Genomic DNA, 18,948 nt, shown 5'->3' on the forward strand with positions numbered 1-18,948 from the left:
TTGAAATCTTCTGATATAAAATATCGTACCATATCTTGATTATTTACATGAAGCGTTAAGTTTTCAAAATAATGTAAAGGAGATTTGCTGTAGATAGACGAAATACCCTAAACTCAACATGACGATAAAATAAAGTACAAAAATCATATCATACTTTGAAAATGTTAACTCATAATAAAAAGTTCGATGGTTTTCGCTTGAAAATTGTTTTGCTTCCATGGCTACCGCAATTCGATGAGCACGTCTAATGCTTTGGGATAATAAGGGAATTGAATATACCTTCAATTTATTAAAAAACGATTGTATCCCATTTTTACGTTCATACCCTCGTACTCTCAACGCATTTTGAATGGTTTGAAACTCTTCAATCATGATTGGAATTAAACGCAATCCCGCCATAAAACTATAAGCATATTTGGGTGGCAGTTTAAGTTGCTGCATTAATGAATAAAAAAGGAAAACAGGTCGCGTTGTTAAAGAAAACGTTAGGCCAAGCCCTGCAAAGATAATCCCCCTGAATCCAACAAGTAAACCTTTATAAATACTTTCCTCCGAAATAGAGACCAATCCCCATTGATACAAAACTGTATCTCCTTTTCCAAAAAAAACCATGGAAGATGAGGTTGAAACAAATATAAGGAGAAATGGTAAAGTTAATAATAAGATTCTTTTAGCAGAATGTCCTGAGAAACAAAAAAATAAAATAAAAACGACTACAGCAGTATGAATAAGAAATGGAAGATGGTCTGTGAATAATACGACAATGCATAAAAAAACTAATACGATCAGTTTTACACTTGGGTTGATTCGATGTAACCATGTCTCTTTACTTGAAAATTCCATTTGTAAATTCCTTTCTACTCTTACACTGATACAACACTATGATTGACATTCGACCTTCTTGCAATTTGATCTTTTATCAAACGACCACTTTCAATAGTCCAAACTCGTGTTGCAAAATATTCTTCAATTTTCGAATCATGAGTAACCATCATAATCGTCTTGTTCTTTTGTCTATATTTTTCTAGCAAGGTAAGTAGTGCAAAAGTATTCTTTAAATCAAGTCCAAATGTTGGTTCATCTAGTAAAAGAATTTGTTGATCTCTTATGATTGAAGCGGCTACACTTAATCTTCTTTTTTGACCCATTGATAGCTGAAAAGGATGTTTATCTCTATGTGTTGTAAGATGAAATAATTGTAAAAGCTCTTCAACCGTGTCAGCTATTTCTTGTTCATCTCTTTTGTCAATTCGCAAAGAATATGCAATTTCTTCATACACAGAGTTCGTGACAAATTGTAACTCAGGATTCTGAAAAACAAAGGATATTTGCTGACTAAGTTTGAATGAATTTCTTATCTTTTTTCCATATAAGATATAGTCACCTGTTGTTTTAATAAATTGCATAAGTGAGTGAAGGAACGTACTTTTTCCCGCTCCATTCTGCCCCCTTATGACAATCCACTCACCTGGAAAAACCTGTGCATCATCCACACTCACTAATTCCTTATTCTTCCTATATCCTTTAAATTGTTGAAGTTGAATGAAAGGTGGACTACTTGCAAGATTATCTTGATGACTGTTTATCCTATTGTCTCGAACAAAGTGATCCCATGCATCAGGATACCAAATCCCATGCTCTCGCATGAGCGTTTGATAGCGAGATAACATATCATCCTTATGTCCATCAGCAATTACTTCTCCTACATCATTGAAAAGGATAACTCTTTCTACTAATTCAAGAACATGATCAAGTTTGTGCTCTACAATAACGAGTGTTTTATCTTGTCCAACGTTCTTAATAACCTCCCAAATTTCTTCTGTCCCACCTGGATCCAGCATGGCTGTTGGCTCATCTAAAAATAATACATCAGGATCGAGTGCTAAAACCGAAGCGATGGCTAAACGCTGTTTCATTCCCCCAGACAACGTTTGAATGCTTGTATGCACCATTTCTAAATCTAATCCAACCTGATTTAAATAATATTGGATTAGCTCAGACATTTGTTCCTTTGGGATTTGCAAATTTTCCAAGACAAAAGCAATCTCCTCATCCACAAATGGCATACAAAACTGGGAGTCTGGGTCCTGGAAGACATAACCCCATTTTGCGGGGACCTGTAGTGAATCCACCTTCATCGGTACTTCTATTGAGCTGGGGATAATCCCGCTCAATACCTGAAGTAACGTTGATTTTCCACATCCTGATGGTCCCAGAAGTAGTACTTTCTCTCCTTTTTTAATATTGATAGACAAGTCCTTAAAAACTAAGGACTCATCTCCTGGAAATTTCAAACGTAGATTTTCTACATAGGCAATTGTTTCCATTTTAAACACCCTTTTATTTTTGATCTAATGAATCAAAATCACTTTTCGAAAGTGGGCGTACAAGATTCGTTACTCCTGTCATTTCCAACACCTTCACAAGATAGAATGCAAATATCCCAGCAAATAATATAGAACCTATAAATCTAGCTACCACTAATAAAGCAAGATTCCATACAGCTAAATCACCTATCTCTCCATAAGCAATATCCATGATGATTGAACCTAAACATGAAGCTGAAGCTGCTAATAGAATGACAGCAAGATTATATTTTTTGTACCGAAAGAGCATAAATACTATTTCTGCAAACAATCCTTGCACAACACCATAAAGAAGAACCGTTAGTCCCCATGGAGAACCCAATATAAATTCTCCTGAGGCAGCTGCTATTTCGGCAAGTAAAGCAACACCTGGCTTACGAATGACCAAATATGCAACAGTAGCTGCAATAAACCACATTCCATATAGTAATTGATCTATATGTAGTCCAATTGGCTTCACAACATAATATAAGGATCCCCAAGCGATATAAACGATTCCAAATGCGATTGAAATCACAATTGTGACCAAAATATCTGTTAATTTTAGTCCATTATTTTTCATAGAAAACTCTCCTCTTATATATGGGTACTTCAAACAGTTACTATTTGCTTAACAGGCCATTTCTCTAATCGATACGCCATTTCCCAGAAAGAATACTCATATTGACTACTAATTAAAAAATGATCCTTCATGCGTTCTCGGTCTACATCCGTTACATTTGAAGCAATATCATTGATGCGATTAATTTGTTCTTCAACCAATTCTTTAAACCATTCACCACCATATGCTTCAATCCATTTATGATAGATTGGTTCTTCTGGTTGACAATCTTTAAGTCTTTCCCCAATCTCATAATACAGCCAGTAACAAGGCAATAAAGCTGCAATGACATCACCTAAATGGCCCGAATAAGCTGCTCTATACAAGTGGGATGTGTAGGCATAGGCTGTTGGTGCAGGTTTGAAATTTTTTCTATCTTCTTCAGTCACACCTAACTTTTCCGAAAAACTTTTATGTAATTCTAATTCAGCTTCGTAGGTCCCTTGTGCATGTATCGCCAGTCGATTCGTTGTATGTAGGTCCTCTGCTTTAGCAGCACCTATTGCTTGTACCTTAGCAAAATGCGTTAAATAATAAGCATCTTGCAGCACATAATATTTAAAACACTCAAGTGGCAAAGAACCATCACCGATACCTTTTACAAATGGATGCTCAAAGCTAGCCTCCCATATAGAATTTGCCTCTTTTCGTATCTCCTCTGAAAATAACATTTCATTTTTCCTCCCTTTAATCACTTATTAAGCAAAATAAAAAACCACCTTCTTTACACAACGTAAAAAAAGTGGTTTGGATTGATTATTAACCATAAAAAAACATACTAACCCAAAGCCCACTTCCCTACGCTGGTATAAACCAGATCAGGTTCTAAGGGTCTCGAGGTCATGATAACTCAATCCTCAATCTCAGCCTTATTTGTAAATAAAACAATGAATGCAAACATTGTCATTTACCATTTTAAAGGCACCCCTAGTGGAATCGTGATTTTTTATAAAATTTGCTTATTTCCAATACTAACATGTAATCTTATTTTTTCAAGTGTTTTCTAAATACTTTCTACTCAACATACACGGCTGTGCCATATGCAATAATTTCAGAAGCATTTTGCATGACAGCTGAAGTTTGTAGGCGCATTCCGATAATTGCATTTGCTCCCTTTGCTTTAGCATCATCAACCATTCGGCCAATTGCTTTCTGCCGAGCCTCTTCCAACATTTCAGTGTAATCGGAAATTTCTCCTCCAACGATTGTTTTTAATCCTGCCATAATATCTCGACCAATATGTTTAGACTGGACTGTACCACCTCTTACAAATCCTTTAAGCTCTTTTACTTCTTTACCTGGTACATAATCAGTAGTCACGATAATCATTTTGATCATCCTCCTCTTTCTCTCGTTTTCGTTCCCATACTAAAATAGCAAATAATAGAACAATAGCCACCATATAAAAAGTATAAAACGTGATTGCTCTTGATATATCAATAAACAAAAATACAATACCTACAATTTGTCCAATTATCGCTATTAACAATACAATATATTTTGCAATATTCCACATCATTCCCTACCTGCTTTACGTTGATAAATTTTTCTTACAAATAGGAGATAAAAAACAATGGGCATTGGCGTTTGTATTAATCCCCAAATTCCCCAAAACCAGTAGTTATGTCCCCTCTTCCTTGCATCTAAAAATAACCAAAAACTTTGAATAAGTAGGATGATTATTAGTAGTATCCAAAATTCGATGCTATACTTTTTCATGTATGCATCACCCGTTTTCTATATCGATAAAAACTATATAGAGGAAAACTAATGGTCGCAATACCTTGAATGATGATAAACACGATTGGTATTTGAAAAACTGCGGTTATTAAACTTGTCATAATAAATAAGGCAATTAAGATAAATGCGATTAAATCCCGTCTAAACTTCTTCTTTTGTTTTTGTTGTTCAACTGCCACCATTTGTTCAAACACTTGTAAATCAGGAGTAAAAACCGAGTAATGTTGATCAATTTTAGTAAAAGCATCATTAATTTCTTGAATGGTTTCTGAATCTTCCTCATTTCGTTGTTCGGCGTTTAGTAGTATTAGTTTGCTTTTCTTCATTAGGTCTCAGCTCCTTTCTTACTGTTTTGATTCCATTATGTATTCTCGATTTAACAGTACCAATGGCGATATGAAGCATGTCAGCTATTTCTTCATAAGAATACCCATAGTAATGTTTTAATACAATCGGAATCCTAATTTCATCCGAAAGCCTTCCAAGTGCAGCAAGAGCATCATTCCAATCCTCTGAATGGTTCTCAAATTGCCATTTCATCTTTCGCAATGCTTGTTCCTGATGCTTAAATTCTAGTTCACGTTTCTTTTTTCGGAGATCGTCAATATACAAGTTTGTTGCGATTGTTATCAGCCATGAGGAGAATTTTGATTTACCATTATATAATTTGATTTTTTCCATACTTTTTAACATTGCTTCCTGTGCCAAGTCTTCAGCAATATCAGGGTTCATTGTTGCCTTTATTAAATACTTTACTAAAAAAGGATAGTTTTCCTTAAAAAGCATAGCAAACGCGAGTGAATCACCACGCTTCGCACTGCGAATTAACTCCTTTTCATCCATGCAATAATTCTCCCCCGAGAAGATTTATTTGTTTTTTCATTCATAATACGAAGAGTGTAATCGAAAAGTTCACTTTGAAAAAAATTAATTTGGACTTTTATAGTATATGCGCTTTGCTTCTTGAAACAAGTAAAAATGAACAATGGTTGTGATTAATGTTCGACGTAAAATCAAGGACGTGGAGTTCATAGGACTTTATTTGTGACTTACTGAGCTACTATTGTCGATATTAGACTTTTATTTGGACTATCCTAAGGATTTCTCACTATCGTTGTCGCAATCAGAGTCTTATTTGGACTTTAACCTGAATTTCTTCAAGTTCCCTGTCGCAATCATATCTTCTTTTGATCTATTCCATGTTTTTACACTGTTATCCCTTTTCAGATCACTCCTGTTTTGGACTCTCCCACAGATTTCACCGCTATCATTGTCAAAATCAAATTAGCCAAAAAAGGTTACATCAAATAAAGCAGCCTGAATAGGCTGCTCCATCAACATTCATTATTCTATCTCTGTTACATCGGTGTTTTTTCTTGTTTGGGCCAATTCGTCGGTTAAATTGTCGATACTGTTTTTCACATTGCCTTTACCTGAGAGGTTTTCGATGATCTCTTTCACATCAATACCTGATGAGGCTTTTAAAGATTCTTGAAGGGTTGACATCAAGTTCGTGGCATAACCTGTTACTTTATTGGCGCCACCGTTTTCCCCACTACTACCTGTATCCACAACCGTAATTTTATCAATATTTGATAATGGTGCAGCCACTTCTTTCGCGTATTGAGGAAGCATCTTAATGATCATATCAAGAATTGCAGCTTTTCCATATTGCTCGAATGCTTCAGCAATTTTTTGTTTTGCTTCCGCTTCAGCAAGACCAGTTAGACGAATAATGTCTGCTTCAGCTTCCCCTTGTGCACGCTGAGCTTCCGCTTTTGCTAGACCGTCAATACGGATTTTTTCTGCTTCGGCTTTTGCCATTGCTTCGATACGATATTTATTCGCATCTGCCTCTGCTAATTGTTTCGCTTTTTCAGCCTCTGCCGCTTGAACGACTGCATATCGATCAGCATCAGCCTTTTTCTTTACCTCTGAGTCGTATTGTTTTTCACGACGTAAAATTTCTTTTTCTTCAAGTTCAATCTGTTTCTGTCTTTCGATGATTTGGATTTGCATTTGCTGTTCTGTAACTTCTTGTTTCGCTCTTGCTTCTTCTAGATGATAGGCTTGGTCAGCTCGTGCTTTTGCAATATCCTGCTCTCTACGGAACTCAGCCATTTTTAATTGGTTGATTTTTTCCGCTTCTGCTACTTCTGTTGCTCGCTCTAGCTCAGATTTCTTTGCTTCTTTATCTGCTTCTGCACGCTTAATACGGGTTTCCTTATCTGCTTCTGCAGTTGCAATGTCAGCATCACGTTTTACCTGAGCAATTCTTGGCTTACCTAATGAATCGAGGTAACCATTCTTATCACGAACATCCTTAATTGTGAACGATACAATGACAAGACCCATTTTAGCCAAATCTTGTGATGCAACGCGCTGCACTTCTTGTGAGAACTTTTCTCTATTTTTATAGATTTCTTCAACTGTCATCGACCCGAGAATCGAACGAAGATGACCTTCCAATACTTCTCTAGCCTCATTTTCTCTATCTTCTTTTCGTTTACCTAAAAATTGCTCTGCAGCGGTGGCAATTTCAGAAATAGAACCACCGATTTTAATAATGGCTGTACCATCGGCCATTACGGGTACACCTTGTTCTGTGTAAACCTCAGGCGTTTGCACATCTAATTTACTCGATAAGAGACTCAGTGGTTCAGCTTGTTGGAAAACTGGTAGTACAAAAGTACCGCCACCACGTACAATTTTGATCCGGTTCCCAGATTCGTCCACATGAACATTTTTCCCACCCAAGTAACTTCCTGTTACGATAAGAGCTTCATCTGGCCCCGCTGTTCTGTACTTAGTAACGAATACCCCGATTAGTGCAAGAATTAAAAATGCGACAACTCCTATTACAATCCAAATTCCTGTTGTCATGTTTGATTTCCCCCTTTAATCTTCATATTTTGGTAAGGTAAGACGTATACAACGCCCTCTTTCACATCTATAATAAGAACCTTTTCATCATATGAAATTGGTTCATTATTAAAGGCCTTTGCTGATTTAGAGATTGTTCCACTGATCCCCTCGATTACTACTTCACCATAGCCATCAACAGGGATTGAAGTAATGACCTTGCCGAGTCTGCCTTTCAAATCTTCTTCCCGGTATACCATGGACTCTTCGGCAGAGGACAATGGAACTAAGACAAAAACATTCAATAGAGTTACTAAAATAAGTGCTAAAACAAGTGAAACAATAAAAATTAAGAAACTATGAAAAGAAAATATTTTTTCAAAGATGTAACCTGATGCACTTAAAAAAGTGAGGAATGAAAAAATGAGTGTAGGGCTTAAAAAACCTTCTGGGAAGATTCCATCTAAAAAATCACCAAATAAAATAAAGAGAAGAGTGCCAATTCCACTTATGATTAAGCCGATAAGATAAATGGTTTCAATGTTATATCCGAATAACTCCATAGCTTCACCTCCACTAATGAATTTGAATTTCTATACATTATCATTTACGATTAACCATTGAGAAAGGTTTCATTATTTTTAAAATTCCTACACATCCATATCGTATATATTCCTCGACCTACAGCAAGATACAATATTGTAAAAATAAATATCCTTACAAGTAAATTTCATTGTTAGACTGTAAAAAAAGAAGCCCCGTCATATCTGGGGCCACCTCTTTAATCATCATCTTTGTCTTTCTTTTTTTCTTCCTTTTTCCGCCTTTTCTCTTCTTCTTTCTTCTGTTTCTTTTCTTCTTTTTGTTTCTTCTTATGCTCTTCCCACTCATTCTTATTCTGATTTTGCTCTTTGTTTTCCTTCTGCTTCTGCTCAGTTTTCCTTATCGGAGCTTGATAAGCTGGGAGATTAAAAGAGCTAGGTGGAATATGAAGTAATGACTGTTGCATCATTTCTTTAAGGATCGTTGCTGCAGTTGCACTTGTTGTTGATACATAATGATTGGCATCGGTCTTGTCATATCCAATCCAAATAGTCCCCACAAGCTCAGGTGTATATGCGACCATCCAAATATCCTTTGCTCCGCTTATACCAGGAATTCCGACTTGAGTTGAGCCTGTTTTACCTGCAACTTCCCTTCCATCTATTCTCGCATTGCGTCCAGTCCCATTTTCAACAACGCCTTTCAGCATATATGTCATCCTTTGTGCAACCTCAGGGCTTGTGATTTGTTCAGGCTCTTCGTTCCATTCAGCAATGACCTCTCCATTGGAATCAACGATTTTTGAAATTGCGTGTGCCTTCGTCTTCATTCCTTCATTTGCAAAGGTTGTATATGCTTCGGCCATATGGATAGGAGCAACCCCCTTATCCAGTCCACCAAGAGCAAGACTTAAATTTTGATCATTTTCTGTTATTGGGAGACCGAATTCGTTAACGGCATCTATCCCTGCTTTTACTCCCATTTCATTTAATAGCCATACAGCTGGAACATTGTCAGAATTCCTAACGGCATCATAGATGGTCACACTACCTTTGAATCTACCAGATACATTTTTTGGCTCATATCCGTTAAAGTTCATTGGTTGATCAGGTAAAACATCGTATATGCTGTAGCCGTGTTCAAGTGCAGGAGTGTATACAGAAAGTGGTTTGATGGTTGAACCTGGTTGTCTTCTTAATTGGGTCGCACGATTAAAACCACGAAATACATGCTCACCGCGCCCTCCAACTAGAGCACTAATTCCACCAGTCTTCGGGTCTACTAAAATAGCACCACTTTGAATCAGTTGATCTTCTGCGATGTCAGGAAATAAGCTATCGTCTTTAAAAACATTCTCCACAGATTCCTGCATATGTGGATCAAGATCTGTATAAATCTCCAAGCCCCCAGACATGACCTCATTTTGTGTGAGGCCATATTTTTCAATGGCCTCTTCAATAATATAATCAATATAGTAGGGGTACTTACCTCTATATGGATCAAGTTGGCGTCCTTTAAACACAATCTCTTGAGACTTTGCTTCCTTCACCTGGTCTGATGTAAGATATCCCTGTTCTTCCATCATTGCAAGTACAAGGTCCCTACGATTAAATGATTTTTCCTGATTGATTAATGGGTTCATTGTTGAAGGAGCTTTTATTAATCCTGCTAGGATTGCACCTTCACTAATTGTTAAATCACTAACCTCTTTACCAAAATAAGTTCTTGCAGCATTTTTAATACCCCAAGCACCCTCGCCAAAATAAATTTGGTTCAGATACATTTCAATTATTTTTTCTTTTGAAAAAGTGCGTTCAATCTTCTGAGCAAGGAAAAACTCATCAATTTTTCGCTTTAATGTTTGCTCATGTGTTAAAAAAACGTTCTTTGTTAACTGCTGGGTAATCGTACTTCCGCCCTCAACAATTTCGCCCGCTTTTACATTTCGAAAAAGAGCGCGAAAAATTCCAATGTAATCGACTCCAGGATGTTTGTAAAATCGTTGGTCTTCAATGGCGATAACCGCATTGATGACATGTGGTGGAATATCTTCGTAACTTGCACCATCTATCTTAGACCCTGGCACTTTACTAGCAATCTTTCCGTTTTTATCATAAATAATGGTTGGTTCTGGTAATGGATTCTTTAATGCACTAACATCGCGGGAGTTGATATACATGTTTAGTCCAATCGTTACAAAAAGAATAAAAACCAACCCAACTAACAGGATGATTTTTATCCTTCCTACCTCAGACAAAATCTTAATGAAGTTCTTTCCCATTCGAATGCCCTCCAGATTAGACAAATACTATATATTACAAAATTAGCACTATATATATGTATTCGAACAGGGTTCTCTTTTAAGGGGATACTAATTAATTTTATTTATTATTACGAACTCCTTCCAAAATATCCGTGTACATTCTTGTATGATAATACATGCCTAATTGTAGACCGCGCTCGATGATTTGCTTTTGGTCACCTTCATAACATTGCGCTACTACTTCATATATTTCATTAGCATGCTGAACATCGAGCACTTCATGGTCAGTAAAGTGTACAAGTGATTTGTTATCACTACCGTAAGTTTGTTTGGCATAATGACCGACAAATGGAGAAACTCTTGCGACAATTTCTTCTATTACTCCAAGTGCAGCTAGGCCTTCCAAGTAGTGATAATGCAGACATAAGTCAGTGATTGCTCGATTGTAAGCAATGACTGGGATGCTTGGCTTACTTTCGTTAATTTCGAATTCTGTTATCCCAATTCCTTTCAAAAAAGTTTTGTAGGTCTCGCTATGAACATATTTTTCTTTCATTTTCCCATGCTCTTCAAACAAGTTTTCAACAAGCGGCATTCTCATTCGAAAATCTGACATATTCGTTAAAATTGCGGACAAAAAACGCGGAAAATAAAGGACAACATAATATATTTGTAACGCAATTTCTTTATGCTGTTCATTTGTTAACTTGCCGTCCATCATTTCGACGAACAATGGGTGTTCCTCAATTTTCTTTTCAACAAACATACAATCTGTTACTCTCTTTAACTCAATAAATTTCTCCATTTAGAAATCCTCCTATATTAGTATTAATTCGTGGTAATTCATTGAAAGGTTTTCTGGAATATCTCCATATGCAAATGTTGTGGACGAAAGTCTAATATGAAATGGACGCCCCTGGTAGTGACTGGCTTCCGCAACTGATGTGCCAAAAAACAAATAAGAGAAGTTGTGTTTATACGTCCTTTGAATATAGGTAATGAATTCATCTCTAGATCTCTTTGGAGATTCCCTTGTAGCAAAAAACGCCATGTAGCCATGCTGAAATTCTTCTCCAGGATTTGGCAATGGTGGACACCCCGCTATCCTACAAAGAGCATTCACAATTTTAAATGAGATTGGAAGCTTCTTAGATAGACGAAGCTTTCTAGCATCTGATCGATTAACAAGTTTACAAATTGATAAATCATCATTCTTCTCATTTTTCAATACAAAAAACAATCCATTTTTTTCTAGAAATATCTTCTTTTCACAAGGGGAAAATGATTGGAATTTGGCCATCTTTTTATAAATCTCCCATGCTCTTTCACCATCTATCTCCGATACAACAGAGCTATTTTTTCTAGATTTCATAAACATCGGCACACCTATATGAACGGTTTTACCGATTTCAACTCCATTAGGAATAAGCCTGTATCCCTTGCTTAAAGATATTTTATTGGTATTACTATCAAGAACTGTAGAAAACATCCATTTTACGGTCCCTTCATTACGATAAAGTGTTAGTAGATGTTCTATCAGTCGATAATAAGCAAATGTCCGATGATAATCGGGATGTACTCTTAAGTCATTCAGGTAGTATACAAGTTGACACTTTCCTTCAATTACTCTCTTTTGTTGACTAACCGCAACACTGCCGATTAACGAATCCTCATTAAACAATCCGAAATGTCTTGTTTTCCCAAACGTTTCGGACAGACGAAAAAAGTCTGGAGTCCGATCCACATAAAACAGATCGCTTCCTGTATTTGTTTCTTTAGCTAATTGGAGCAGTTGTTCCCCATGGGATTTATCAAGTTCATTAAATTGATAAGTCATACAAACTGCCCAACGGTTATTTTTTGATATAACATCGAACGTTCCAATAACTCACTACGTTTTGACAGCTCTTCGTCATACATAAATTGTTTCATAAAAAAGGCAGGAAACTGACTTGTACTTAGCATATTTCGGAACAAGACAAAGGCATTTTTAGATTTCGCCTGTAAAATTCCATTACAAATCTCTTCCTTTCCGTTCACATCTGCCCAGTCAAATACATTTGACAAATAAAAGGCATCAATGGAGTTTTCCTTCATTAAAAATGCTTGAATGCTATTGGGATGAATTGTAAGTTTATGACTATTCCGTTTGGCCGATTCAAAACCTTCTTTCGATAAGTAAAATGGAACCCCTTCGTGTTCATCTTCTAAATAGGATGAGAGTATGATTTGACTTAAGAAATAATTATTATGAATGGGCTTTGTTTTCACTTCTTTCTCAAATTGATTCATAAAGAAGTGACCAAAGTCATTTTCACTTGCATTCGCAAACATAAAGTGTGGAAAAAATAGAAGATGGGATGTTTTGCTCAATAAAATTTTGACTGCTGTTTTCCATTCTTGGGTAGTTAAATATTTTTCATAGAAGGCTTGTTGCTCCTCTAAAGTTTTTGCAGAAAATAATTCTTTCCAAACCGATTCATCATATATATTTCGGCAGATATTCTCCCCTATAAATCTATAAAAGCGTTCATTTATACCACATCGATTAATCCCTACCTCAATTTCATGAAGATGCTTATCCCAAAATTCTTTTGCATAGTCAGGCAAATCCTCTGCTAGGACTTTATACATTTCAACTCGATTTTCACATGGAGATTCTCCAATAAAGGCGAGAAACTCATCCAATGAAAAGTATTGGATTCCCGCCTTCTTTAACTCAATCAAAGCACATTGTGCTGGATTTATATCAATACAGAGAACTCGATCAACGAAGTCATTCAGTATGGAAAGGGCCGTACAACCTCCAGATCCTACGACAAGTACTTTCTTTGGGTTTACGATACTTGAAATCTCCCTTTCCACTAAGCTATCCTCTCTTATCTGTGAAAAATAAATGTTAGACACTGCTCACAATTCCTCCTTTAAATAGACCTAAGACTTCCTTCTTCCTTTCCTTCCATTTCTCCATTTGTTTTCTATTTCTTTCTAGCTGCACCTTAAATTCCTTACGTGTAATTGGTTCGTGTGAAATCGTGGAGTATAATACAACCTTCTTACCATTTGAAAGATCAATATTTCTTGAATGTAACCATTGCTCTATCTCTACATGAGCCCGTCTGTGTTGATAAAGTGAATCCTTTGATGATGAAGTCAAACGTTGTATATCAAGATTTTCAATATGTGAAATCTGCTCTGAAAATACAAGTAAAGACTTTTTTATTTCATCGGGTACATGGCAATCCTGAAATTTCGGAAAAGCCTGGTCCTCAAATAATGCTTTAAATAGTAGCAGAACTTCAGGATTCTCAATTTCTGCAAGGAGGTGAATACTCCTACCTTTATTTTCACCCATCACAAAAAGGAGATAATCCATAAATAGGTCGAGAAAACAGCTCATCTTTGAGAACAAAGGTCCAAAATAGACATATTTTTCCCCACCTAGTTCAAAAGTTTGAACAAGTTGAAAAGCTAAAAGCTTTTGATTTCGTCTTAAGCAAACAACCTTGTTATAGATCTCGAACCTTGAAAGAAGATATGCTTCACCAACTCCACTAACTCTATTTGTAAGCGAAATCATTTCATCTTTTAAATTTGCATGTATTTCTTTTGTTTGAAATATATCCATAGCTTAACCACCAATCATCGTCCATAGTGTAAAATTACACCATCCCGTTAGTGTAATTTTACACTACACACAATAAATTTCAAGTATATTTCCTTAATTTTCTATAGATACTAAAAGAATGGGTAACCATCTTTATGGTACGAATTGAAATAATAGTTATTTTTGTATGGAGGAACAATTCTATGTTTGGAAACAAGAAGAAGGATGTTTTTTTCGAGGCACTTTCGACGATCTCTACAAATCTCAAAGAAGCAGCAGATTACTTTGTACAATTTAAAATTCAAAATATGAGTGATTTAAAAGAGTTTTCTATTGAAATGAAGAGATTTGAGAAAAAAGGCGATGATGTTATCCACGGCTTAATTGCTGAGTTGAATAATTCGTTTATTACTCCAATTGAGCGTGAGGATATTCTACAATTAGCAATGAAAATGGATGATGTGTTAGACGGAATGGAGCAATGTGCGGCTAGATTTGAAATGTATACGTTAACAGAAACAGACGAATATATGACTTCATATGCAGACTTGATCCATAAAAGCACAATTGAAATATTTTATGCCATCGAGCTTTTATCTTCAAAAAAGCTGTTAGATATGCGAAAACATGCAATCAAAATCAATGATTATGAATCACAGTGTGATGAACTATTAAGAGTTTCCATCAAAAAACTTTTTCAAACTGTCAAGGACCCCATTCAAATTATCCAAGTCAAGGAGATATATGAGATTCTAGAAGGCATTTCAGATTACTGTGAAGATGTCGCTGATACGCTAGAAACAATTATTATGAGAAATGCTTAAGGGAGAAACTTTTGCCATGGATACATTATTTTTGCTTACTATTTTAATTATTTTCTTTGCACTAGCCTTTGATTTTATAAATGGGTTCCACGACACAGCTAATGCGATTGCGACAAGTGTATCAACAAAGGCACTAAAGCCTCGTGTAGCCATAGTCTTAGCGGCCTCCATGAACTTTATTGGTGCAATTACGTTCACGGGTGTAGCGAAAACAATTACAAAAGATATTGTGGATCCATTTGCTATTTCAAATGGGACAGTTGTCATTTTAGCTGCATTACTTTCGGCGATTGCCTGGAATCTTATTACTTGGTATTACGGGATTCCGAGTAGCTCCTCTCATGCCTTAATCGGCTCAATCGCGGGTGCAGCTATTTCGGCAGCTGGGTTTGGAATTCTAAACTACAATGGTTTCATAAAAATATTACAAGCACTTCTCTTTTCACCTTTCATTGCATTGGCTGTTGGATTTATTATGATGAGTCTATTTAAAGTCATCTTTCGCAATTCCAATCTTTATAAAACCAATAAGGGCTTTAGGATTTTCCAAATTTTCACTGCATCACTTCAAGCTTTCACTCATGGTACAAATGATGCACAAAAGGCAATGGGGATTATAACAATGGCCTTAATTGCTGGTGGATTTACAACGTCAAACGATATTCCTCTATGGGTAAGAATCTCTGCGGCCACTGCAATGGGGCTCGGAACCTCAGTTGGTGGTTGGAAAATCATAAAAACAGTCGGTGGTAAAATTATGAAAATCCGTCCGATAAATGGGGCTGCTGCAGACCTGTCCTCTGCATTGATTATTTTTGGAGCAACATATATTCATTTACCAGTTAGTACTACTCATGTTATTTCATCTGCAATCATGGGCGTCGGTTCAGCTCAGCGCGTAAAAGGTGTTAAGTGGGGAGTCGCTCGAAAAATCGTTCTAACTTGGGTCATTACACTTCCAATTTCAGCATTGCTTGCTGGAATCATGTATCAAATTTTAAACATATTTTTTTAAAGGTGGCAAAAGCTACCTTTTTTTATTGCTACCATAAATAATTAAGTTTATAATATAGTTAAGATAACTTAATTATTTTGTATTATTAAATTTAAAGGATGGTTAACATTGGATATTAAAACATATATGAAAGAAACCTTTAATCTTCTCGATGAGGTTAATTCTCTTTTACTCAAAGAATTCGAATCAATTTTTAAATATGATATTACCACCAAACAGTCCATTGTATTACATCACGTACATCAAGCGAAAATAATTACAGTAAATGAACTAGCACAGCTAATGAATATTTCTGCAAGTGCTGTAAGTCAACTTTTGAACAAGCTAGAAAGTGAACATTACATTAAAAGAGAAATTAACCCGAATAATAGACGTGAAATCCTCATTTCACTTGGTTCTAAAGGAGTCGAATTATATGAAGAAAGCGATAAAATTGACCAAAAAATCATGGAAAAGTATTACTCAAAGCTTACAGAAGAGGAAATGGTACAGTTCCAAACAATCGTGCGAAAGCTTCATACGATTATAACTACTTCTCATATCGAGTCTGAAGAATAAGGGGGAATTTTTATGTCGTACTCACTCAAAAAAAACAGGTCCATCTATATTTTTATCATTGTGGCTTTGTTAATCTTAAGCTCAAATTATACGTTAATGGTTATTCAACCATTTGAACCCGTAACAGATACATTAATCCTTGCATCCTTATTTGACGTAACCATTGTATTACCACTTTTTTTCTACTTATTTGTAGTTAGAAATCGACTTTCTTTGATTACCCTTCTCCCAGTTTTCATTGGTGGCTTTTGGTTTGTTTATTTCATTGCTCCACATCGTGATGTAGTCATTTTTGATTATGTAAAATACGGGATATTTGGACTCGAAGCCCTTTTTATTGGAATTGAACTATTTCTCTTAGTCCTACTAGTACGTAAAATCCCTTTACTTTTTCAACATTATAAAAAGCTAAAAGAAATTAATTTTTTTTATCCTTCAACTATAAGGATGGCAATGAATAAAACATTTGGCAAGAAAAAACTGAATGACATTCTTGTATATGATTTTTCAATCTTCTATTATGGTTTCTTTGCTTGGAAGAAGAAGTGGAAAGACGGAAATCATCTTCGTTCATTTACTATTCACAAGAATTCGGGCTATTTCGGCCTTTTTATCATGCTCGCTCATGCAATGGTCATAGAGGTCATTGGAGTCCACTTTCTAATTGCTCATTTTTGGAATCACACGGCTGCTTGGATTATAACAGCGTTAGATTTATATGCATTGCTTTGGATTATTGCGGATTACCACGCAGTACGTCTTTCTCCCATAGTCATTAAGGATGATAAACTCCTTGCCCAGGTTGGCATACGACGCGAAATCGTGGTTGATTTAAATACCATTCTATCGATTCAACCGACCATAACAAAAAAAGAAGTAAGAGCTAAAGAAAAACATAGCTTTGCCATTACGCTACCAGACTTAATCGAAGAGGATCCACAATTCGAGATTATTTTAACAGAACCAACTTTAGCCACCCTCCCATTCGGCGTAAAACGAGAAGTAACAAAGCTTTATGTAACTGTTGATAACAAGGACGCATTTTTGCATGAATTAAATAAATGGGTAAAAGAGAAAAATACCACTCATGAATCATAATCATTTATTCTTGCGCTCGGTAAAATCTGCCGAGTTTTTTATAAAACGTTGAACTCAAGGCTAGTCTATTCTAATGACTTCTTAATATACTTATACAAAGGCTCGCTATAAGGATGTGAGATTTAAGATGAAGTCATTTATCCATCGCAAAAAAACCCTGTATCGCGGGTTAATTTTTATCTTTGTTTATCTTAATACATTATTAACATTTGCCATTATATATATTTTATTGGATCTTTTTAATCTTGGTTCTGTTCATGACCATTATGCATCAGACTCACACCAAGAGCAGTCCCTTGATGTAGTAACACGATCGTTATATTTTAGTGCAATTACACTCTTATCTGTTGGTTATGGTGATGTAACGCCATTTGGGATTTCAAGGGCTGTTGCAATTATCGAGGCATTGATTGGGTATTTGTTACCGGTTGTAATTGTGATTCAGTTTCTACCTCCATTTCGAAACATGGAGGGTGATAATTTTCCTTATGACTAGTGTGGTCTTCATTATGAATGTATGATGGATTCTCAGACTCCTGTTTTTAGTTCGTGCCTCTTCCCCACTGGTACCAGGATTGAAAGTACTTGATAGTTAAATAGGTTCGCCATTTTCGATTATTCATTAATAGCGAACCTTTTTTACTTCAATTAGAATGGTTGCTCGTCTTGAGCCATCTCAACTAAGTGGCCTGCTCTTTCAACTTTCGTCTTTAAGTAGTTTTGATTATATTCTGATATATCTCCCCAGATTGGCATCCGATCCGAAACATTCATACCAGAGTTTTTCAATGCTTCAATTTTTTTAGGGTTATTCGTAATTAAGGATACTGGTTTTGTCCGTAATGTTTTTAATACTCGAATTGCATCCTCATAGTTTCTAGTATCATCTTGGAAGCCCAGTTGTATATTTGCTTCAACAGTATCTAGACCATTTTCCTGTAAAATATAAGCCATTGCCTTACTAAATAAGCCAATCCCCCGTCCTTCGTGATTCGCTAGGTAAAATAAGGCTCCAGCACCATGATCCACAATGATTCTCATTGATTGTTTCAATTGGTACCCACAGTCACAACGCTTACTACCAAAAATATCACCCGTATGACAAATACTGTGCATTCTAATAAGTGCCTCATCCGCATTCTCAAAATCACCAAATACCAAAACACTAGATTGTTGCATTTCTGCAAGATTTGTTGATGATAGCTTTTGGATGATACGATTTGCGTCTATTGTCACTTCATTACAAAGAAGCCAGCAATACCATTGAAAAATGACTGTTTCCCCATTTAAATTAACTGGTAGCTGGATTGGACCCACTAAGTATATCGCTTTGTCTCCTCTTTCAATAAGTGTAATTTTCTCTTCCAAAATGGATAGAATTTCTTTAGAAATCAAAACTGATCCCCCCAATTGAATGAATTACAAGTAGTTTTTCATTTAATCCATTTAATTATCCAAGATATCCATTTTG

General features: G+C 35.9%; 21 protein-coding genes and 1 riboswitch. Of the genes, 5 read left to right on the plus strand and 16 right to left on the minus strand.

The window, feature by feature from the left end:
• Window positions 1-63: 63 nt before the first annotated feature.
• From ACWPVE_RS03435 to ACWPVE_RS03505, 15 genes are all read right to left on the minus strand, one after another.
• The gene (locus tag ACWPVE_RS03435) at window positions 64-843 is read right to left on the minus strand and encodes an energy-coupling factor transporter transmembrane component T family protein (protein WP_453990675.1); all 780 of its coding nucleotides are present in this window, start codon (window positions 841-843) and stop codon (window positions 64-66) included.
• Between the two features lie 20 nt (window positions 844-863).
• Entirely contained in the window at window positions 864-2,327 is a 1,464-nt protein-coding gene (locus tag ACWPVE_RS03440; protein WP_453990677.1) for an ABC transporter ATP-binding protein, read from the minus strand.
• A 13-nt stretch (window positions 2,328-2,340) separates the two neighbouring features.
• Entirely contained in the window at window positions 2,341-2,928 is a 588-nt protein-coding gene (locus tag ACWPVE_RS03445; protein WP_453990679.1) for an ECF transporter S component, read from the minus strand.
• 29 nt (window positions 2,929-2,957) lie between these two features.
• Window positions 2,958-3,638: a thiaminase II gene (gene tenA / locus ACWPVE_RS03450; RefSeq protein ID WP_453990681.1), complete on the minus strand. Its 681-nt coding sequence runs from the start codon at window positions 3,636-3,638 to the stop codon at window positions 2,958-2,960.
• A 107-nt stretch (window positions 3,639-3,745) separates the two neighbouring features.
• Window positions 3,746-3,906: riboswitch (TPP riboswitch) on the minus strand.
• A 75-nt stretch (window positions 3,907-3,981) separates the two neighbouring features.
• Entirely contained in the window at window positions 3,982-4,296 is a 315-nt protein-coding gene (locus ACWPVE_RS03455; protein ID WP_453990683.1) for a YbjQ family protein, read from the minus strand.
• The gene (locus ACWPVE_RS03460; protein ID WP_453990685.1) at window positions 4,277-4,486 is read right to left on the minus strand and encodes a hypothetical protein; all 210 of its coding nucleotides are present in this window, start codon (window positions 4,484-4,486) and stop codon (window positions 4,277-4,279) included. The genes ACWPVE_RS03455 and ACWPVE_RS03460 overlap by 20 nt, the downstream gene beginning before the upstream one ends.
• A 196-nt stretch (window positions 4,487-4,682) precedes the next feature.
• Window positions 4,683-5,033: a YxlC family protein gene (locus ACWPVE_RS03465; RefSeq protein WP_453990687.1), complete on the minus strand. Its 351-nt coding sequence runs from the start codon at window positions 5,031-5,033 to the stop codon at window positions 4,683-4,685.
• A complete protein-coding gene (sigY, locus tag ACWPVE_RS03470; protein WP_453990689.1) occupies window positions 4,987-5,550 on the minus strand; it encodes an RNA polymerase sigma factor SigY in 564 nt (187 codons plus the stop codon). Before sigY ends, ACWPVE_RS03465 begins: the two co-directional genes overlap by 47 nt.
• A gap of 501 nt (window positions 5,551-6,051) precedes the next feature.
• Window positions 6,052-7,590: an SPFH domain-containing protein gene (locus tag ACWPVE_RS03475; protein ID WP_453990691.1), complete on the minus strand. Its 1,539-nt coding sequence runs from the start codon at window positions 7,588-7,590 to the stop codon at window positions 6,052-6,054.
• A complete protein-coding gene (locus ACWPVE_RS03480; RefSeq protein WP_453990693.1) occupies window positions 7,587-8,132 on the minus strand; it encodes a hypothetical protein in 546 nt (181 codons plus the stop codon). The genes ACWPVE_RS03475 and ACWPVE_RS03480 overlap by 4 nt, the downstream gene beginning before the upstream one ends.
• A gap of 218 nt (window positions 8,133-8,350) precedes the next feature.
• Window positions 8,351-10,393 (minus strand): transglycosylase domain-containing protein, encoded by a 2,043-nt coding sequence (locus ACWPVE_RS03485; protein ID WP_453990695.1) that lies wholly within the window; start codon window positions 10,391-10,393, stop codon window positions 8,351-8,353.
• 100 nt (window positions 10,394-10,493) lie between these two features.
• Window positions 10,494-11,180 (minus strand): TenA family transcriptional regulator, encoded by a 687-nt coding sequence (locus ACWPVE_RS03490; protein WP_453990697.1) that lies wholly within the window; start codon window positions 11,178-11,180, stop codon window positions 10,494-10,496.
• Window positions 11,181-11,192: 12 nt separating this feature from the next.
• Window positions 11,193-12,212: a GNAT family N-acetyltransferase gene (locus ACWPVE_RS03495; RefSeq protein WP_453990699.1), complete on the minus strand. Its 1,020-nt coding sequence runs from the start codon at window positions 12,210-12,212 to the stop codon at window positions 11,193-11,195.
• On the minus strand, window positions 12,209-13,282 hold the full coding sequence (locus ACWPVE_RS03500; RefSeq protein ID WP_453990701.1) for a DUF3419 family protein: 1,074 nt from the start codon (window positions 13,280-13,282) through the stop codon (window positions 12,209-12,211). The genes ACWPVE_RS03495 and ACWPVE_RS03500 overlap by 4 nt, the downstream gene beginning before the upstream one ends.
• Window positions 13,275-14,003, minus strand: coding sequence for a hypothetical protein (locus ACWPVE_RS03505; protein WP_453990703.1), 729 nt, complete (start codon window positions 14,001-14,003; stop codon window positions 13,275-13,277). The genes ACWPVE_RS03500 and ACWPVE_RS03505 overlap by 8 nt, the downstream gene beginning before the upstream one ends.
• A 182-nt stretch (window positions 14,004-14,185) precedes the next feature.
• Between ACWPVE_RS03505 and ACWPVE_RS03510 the strand changes: the two genes are divergently transcribed.
• The 5 genes from ACWPVE_RS03510 (at window position 14,186) to ACWPVE_RS03530 (ending at window position 17,973) form a co-directional block, all read left to right on the plus strand.
• A complete protein-coding gene (locus ACWPVE_RS03510) occupies window positions 14,186-14,806 on the plus strand; it encodes a DUF47 domain-containing protein (protein ID WP_453990705.1) in 621 nt (206 codons plus the stop codon).
• Between the two features lie 16 nt (window positions 14,807-14,822).
• On the plus strand, window positions 14,823-15,821 hold the full coding sequence (locus ACWPVE_RS03515; protein WP_453990707.1) for an anion permease: 999 nt from the start codon (window positions 14,823-14,825) through the stop codon (window positions 15,819-15,821).
• 108 nt (window positions 15,822-15,929) lie between these two features.
• Window positions 15,930-16,379, plus strand: coding sequence for a MarR family winged helix-turn-helix transcriptional regulator (locus ACWPVE_RS03520; RefSeq protein ID WP_453990709.1), 450 nt, complete (start codon window positions 15,930-15,932; stop codon window positions 16,377-16,379).
• 12 nt (window positions 16,380-16,391) lie between these two features.
• Window positions 16,392-17,477 (plus strand): hypothetical protein, encoded by a 1,086-nt coding sequence (locus tag ACWPVE_RS03525; RefSeq protein ID WP_453990711.1) that lies wholly within the window; start codon window positions 16,392-16,394, stop codon window positions 17,475-17,477.
• A 127-nt stretch (window positions 17,478-17,604) separates the two neighbouring features.
• On the plus strand, window positions 17,605-17,973 hold the full coding sequence (locus tag ACWPVE_RS03530; RefSeq protein ID WP_453990713.1) for an ion channel: 369 nt from the start codon (window positions 17,605-17,607) through the stop codon (window positions 17,971-17,973).
• 152 nt (window positions 17,974-18,125) lie between these two features.
• On the opposite strand, the gene ACWPVE_RS03535 is transcribed toward ACWPVE_RS03530, so the two are convergent.
• The gene (locus tag ACWPVE_RS03535; protein WP_453990715.1) at window positions 18,126-18,872 is read right to left on the minus strand and encodes a GTP cyclohydrolase II; all 747 of its coding nucleotides are present in this window, start codon (window positions 18,870-18,872) and stop codon (window positions 18,126-18,128) included.
• Window positions 18,873-18,948: the final 76 nt, after the last annotated feature.

The organism is Bacillus nitroreducens (genome assembly GCF_964021195.1).

What these genes read in the sequence shown, in the direction of transcription:
- ACWPVE_RS03435 (WP_453990675.1), bottom strand. Translation starts at nt 843, where the DNA reads ATGGAATTTTCAAGTAAAGAGACATGGTTACATCGAATCAACCCAAGT.
- ACWPVE_RS03440 (WP_453990677.1), bottom strand. Translation starts at nt 2,327, where the DNA reads ATGGAAACAATTGCCTATGTAGAAAATCTACGTTTGAAATTTCCAGGA.
- ACWPVE_RS03445 (WP_453990679.1), bottom strand. Translation starts at nt 2,928, where the DNA reads ATGAAAAATAATGGACTAAAATTAACAGATATTTTGGTCACAATTGTG.
- tenA (WP_453990681.1), bottom strand. Translation starts at nt 3,638, where the DNA reads ATGTTATTTTCAGAGGAGATACGAAAAGAGGCAAATTCTATATGGGAG.
- ACWPVE_RS03455 (WP_453990683.1), bottom strand. Translation starts at nt 4,296, where the DNA reads ATGATTATCGTGACTACTGATTATGTACCAGGTAAAGAAGTAAAAGAG.
- ACWPVE_RS03460 (WP_453990685.1), bottom strand. Translation starts at nt 4,486, where the DNA reads ATGATGTGGAATATTGCAAAATATATTGTATTGTTAATAGCGATAATT.
- ACWPVE_RS03465 (WP_453990687.1), bottom strand. Translation starts at nt 5,033, where the DNA reads ATGAAGAAAAGCAAACTAATACTACTAAACGCCGAACAACGAAATGAG.
- sigY (WP_453990689.1), bottom strand. Translation starts at nt 5,550, where the DNA reads ATGGATGAAAAGGAGTTAATTCGCAGTGCGAAGCGTGGTGATTCACTC.
- ACWPVE_RS03475 (WP_453990691.1), bottom strand. Translation starts at nt 7,590, where the DNA reads ATGACAACAGGAATTTGGATTGTAATAGGAGTTGTCGCATTTTTAATT.
- ACWPVE_RS03480 (WP_453990693.1), bottom strand. Translation starts at nt 8,132, where the DNA reads ATGGAGTTATTCGGATATAACATTGAAACCATTTATCTTATCGGCTTA.
- ACWPVE_RS03485 (WP_453990695.1), bottom strand. Translation starts at nt 10,393, where the DNA reads ATGGGAAAGAACTTCATTAAGATTTTGTCTGAGGTAGGAAGGATAAAA.
- ACWPVE_RS03490 (WP_453990697.1), bottom strand. Translation starts at nt 11,180, where the DNA reads ATGGAGAAATTTATTGAGTTAAAGAGAGTAACAGATTGTATGTTTGTT.
- ACWPVE_RS03495 (WP_453990699.1), bottom strand. Translation starts at nt 12,212, where the DNA reads ATGACTTATCAATTTAATGAACTTGATAAATCCCATGGGGAACAACTG.
- ACWPVE_RS03505 (WP_453990703.1), bottom strand. Translation starts at nt 14,003, where the DNA reads ATGGATATATTTCAAACAAAAGAAATACATGCAAATTTAAAAGATGAA.
- ACWPVE_RS03510 (WP_453990705.1), top strand. Translation starts at nt 14,186, where the DNA reads ATGTTTGGAAACAAGAAGAAGGATGTTTTTTTCGAGGCACTTTCGACG.
- ACWPVE_RS03515 (WP_453990707.1), top strand. Translation starts at nt 14,823, where the DNA reads ATGGATACATTATTTTTGCTTACTATTTTAATTATTTTCTTTGCACTA.
- ACWPVE_RS03525 (WP_453990711.1), top strand. Translation starts at nt 16,392, where the DNA reads ATGTCGTACTCACTCAAAAAAAACAGGTCCATCTATATTTTTATCATT.
- ACWPVE_RS03530 (WP_453990713.1), top strand. Translation starts at nt 17,605, where the DNA reads ATGAAGTCATTTATCCATCGCAAAAAAACCCTGTATCGCGGGTTAATT.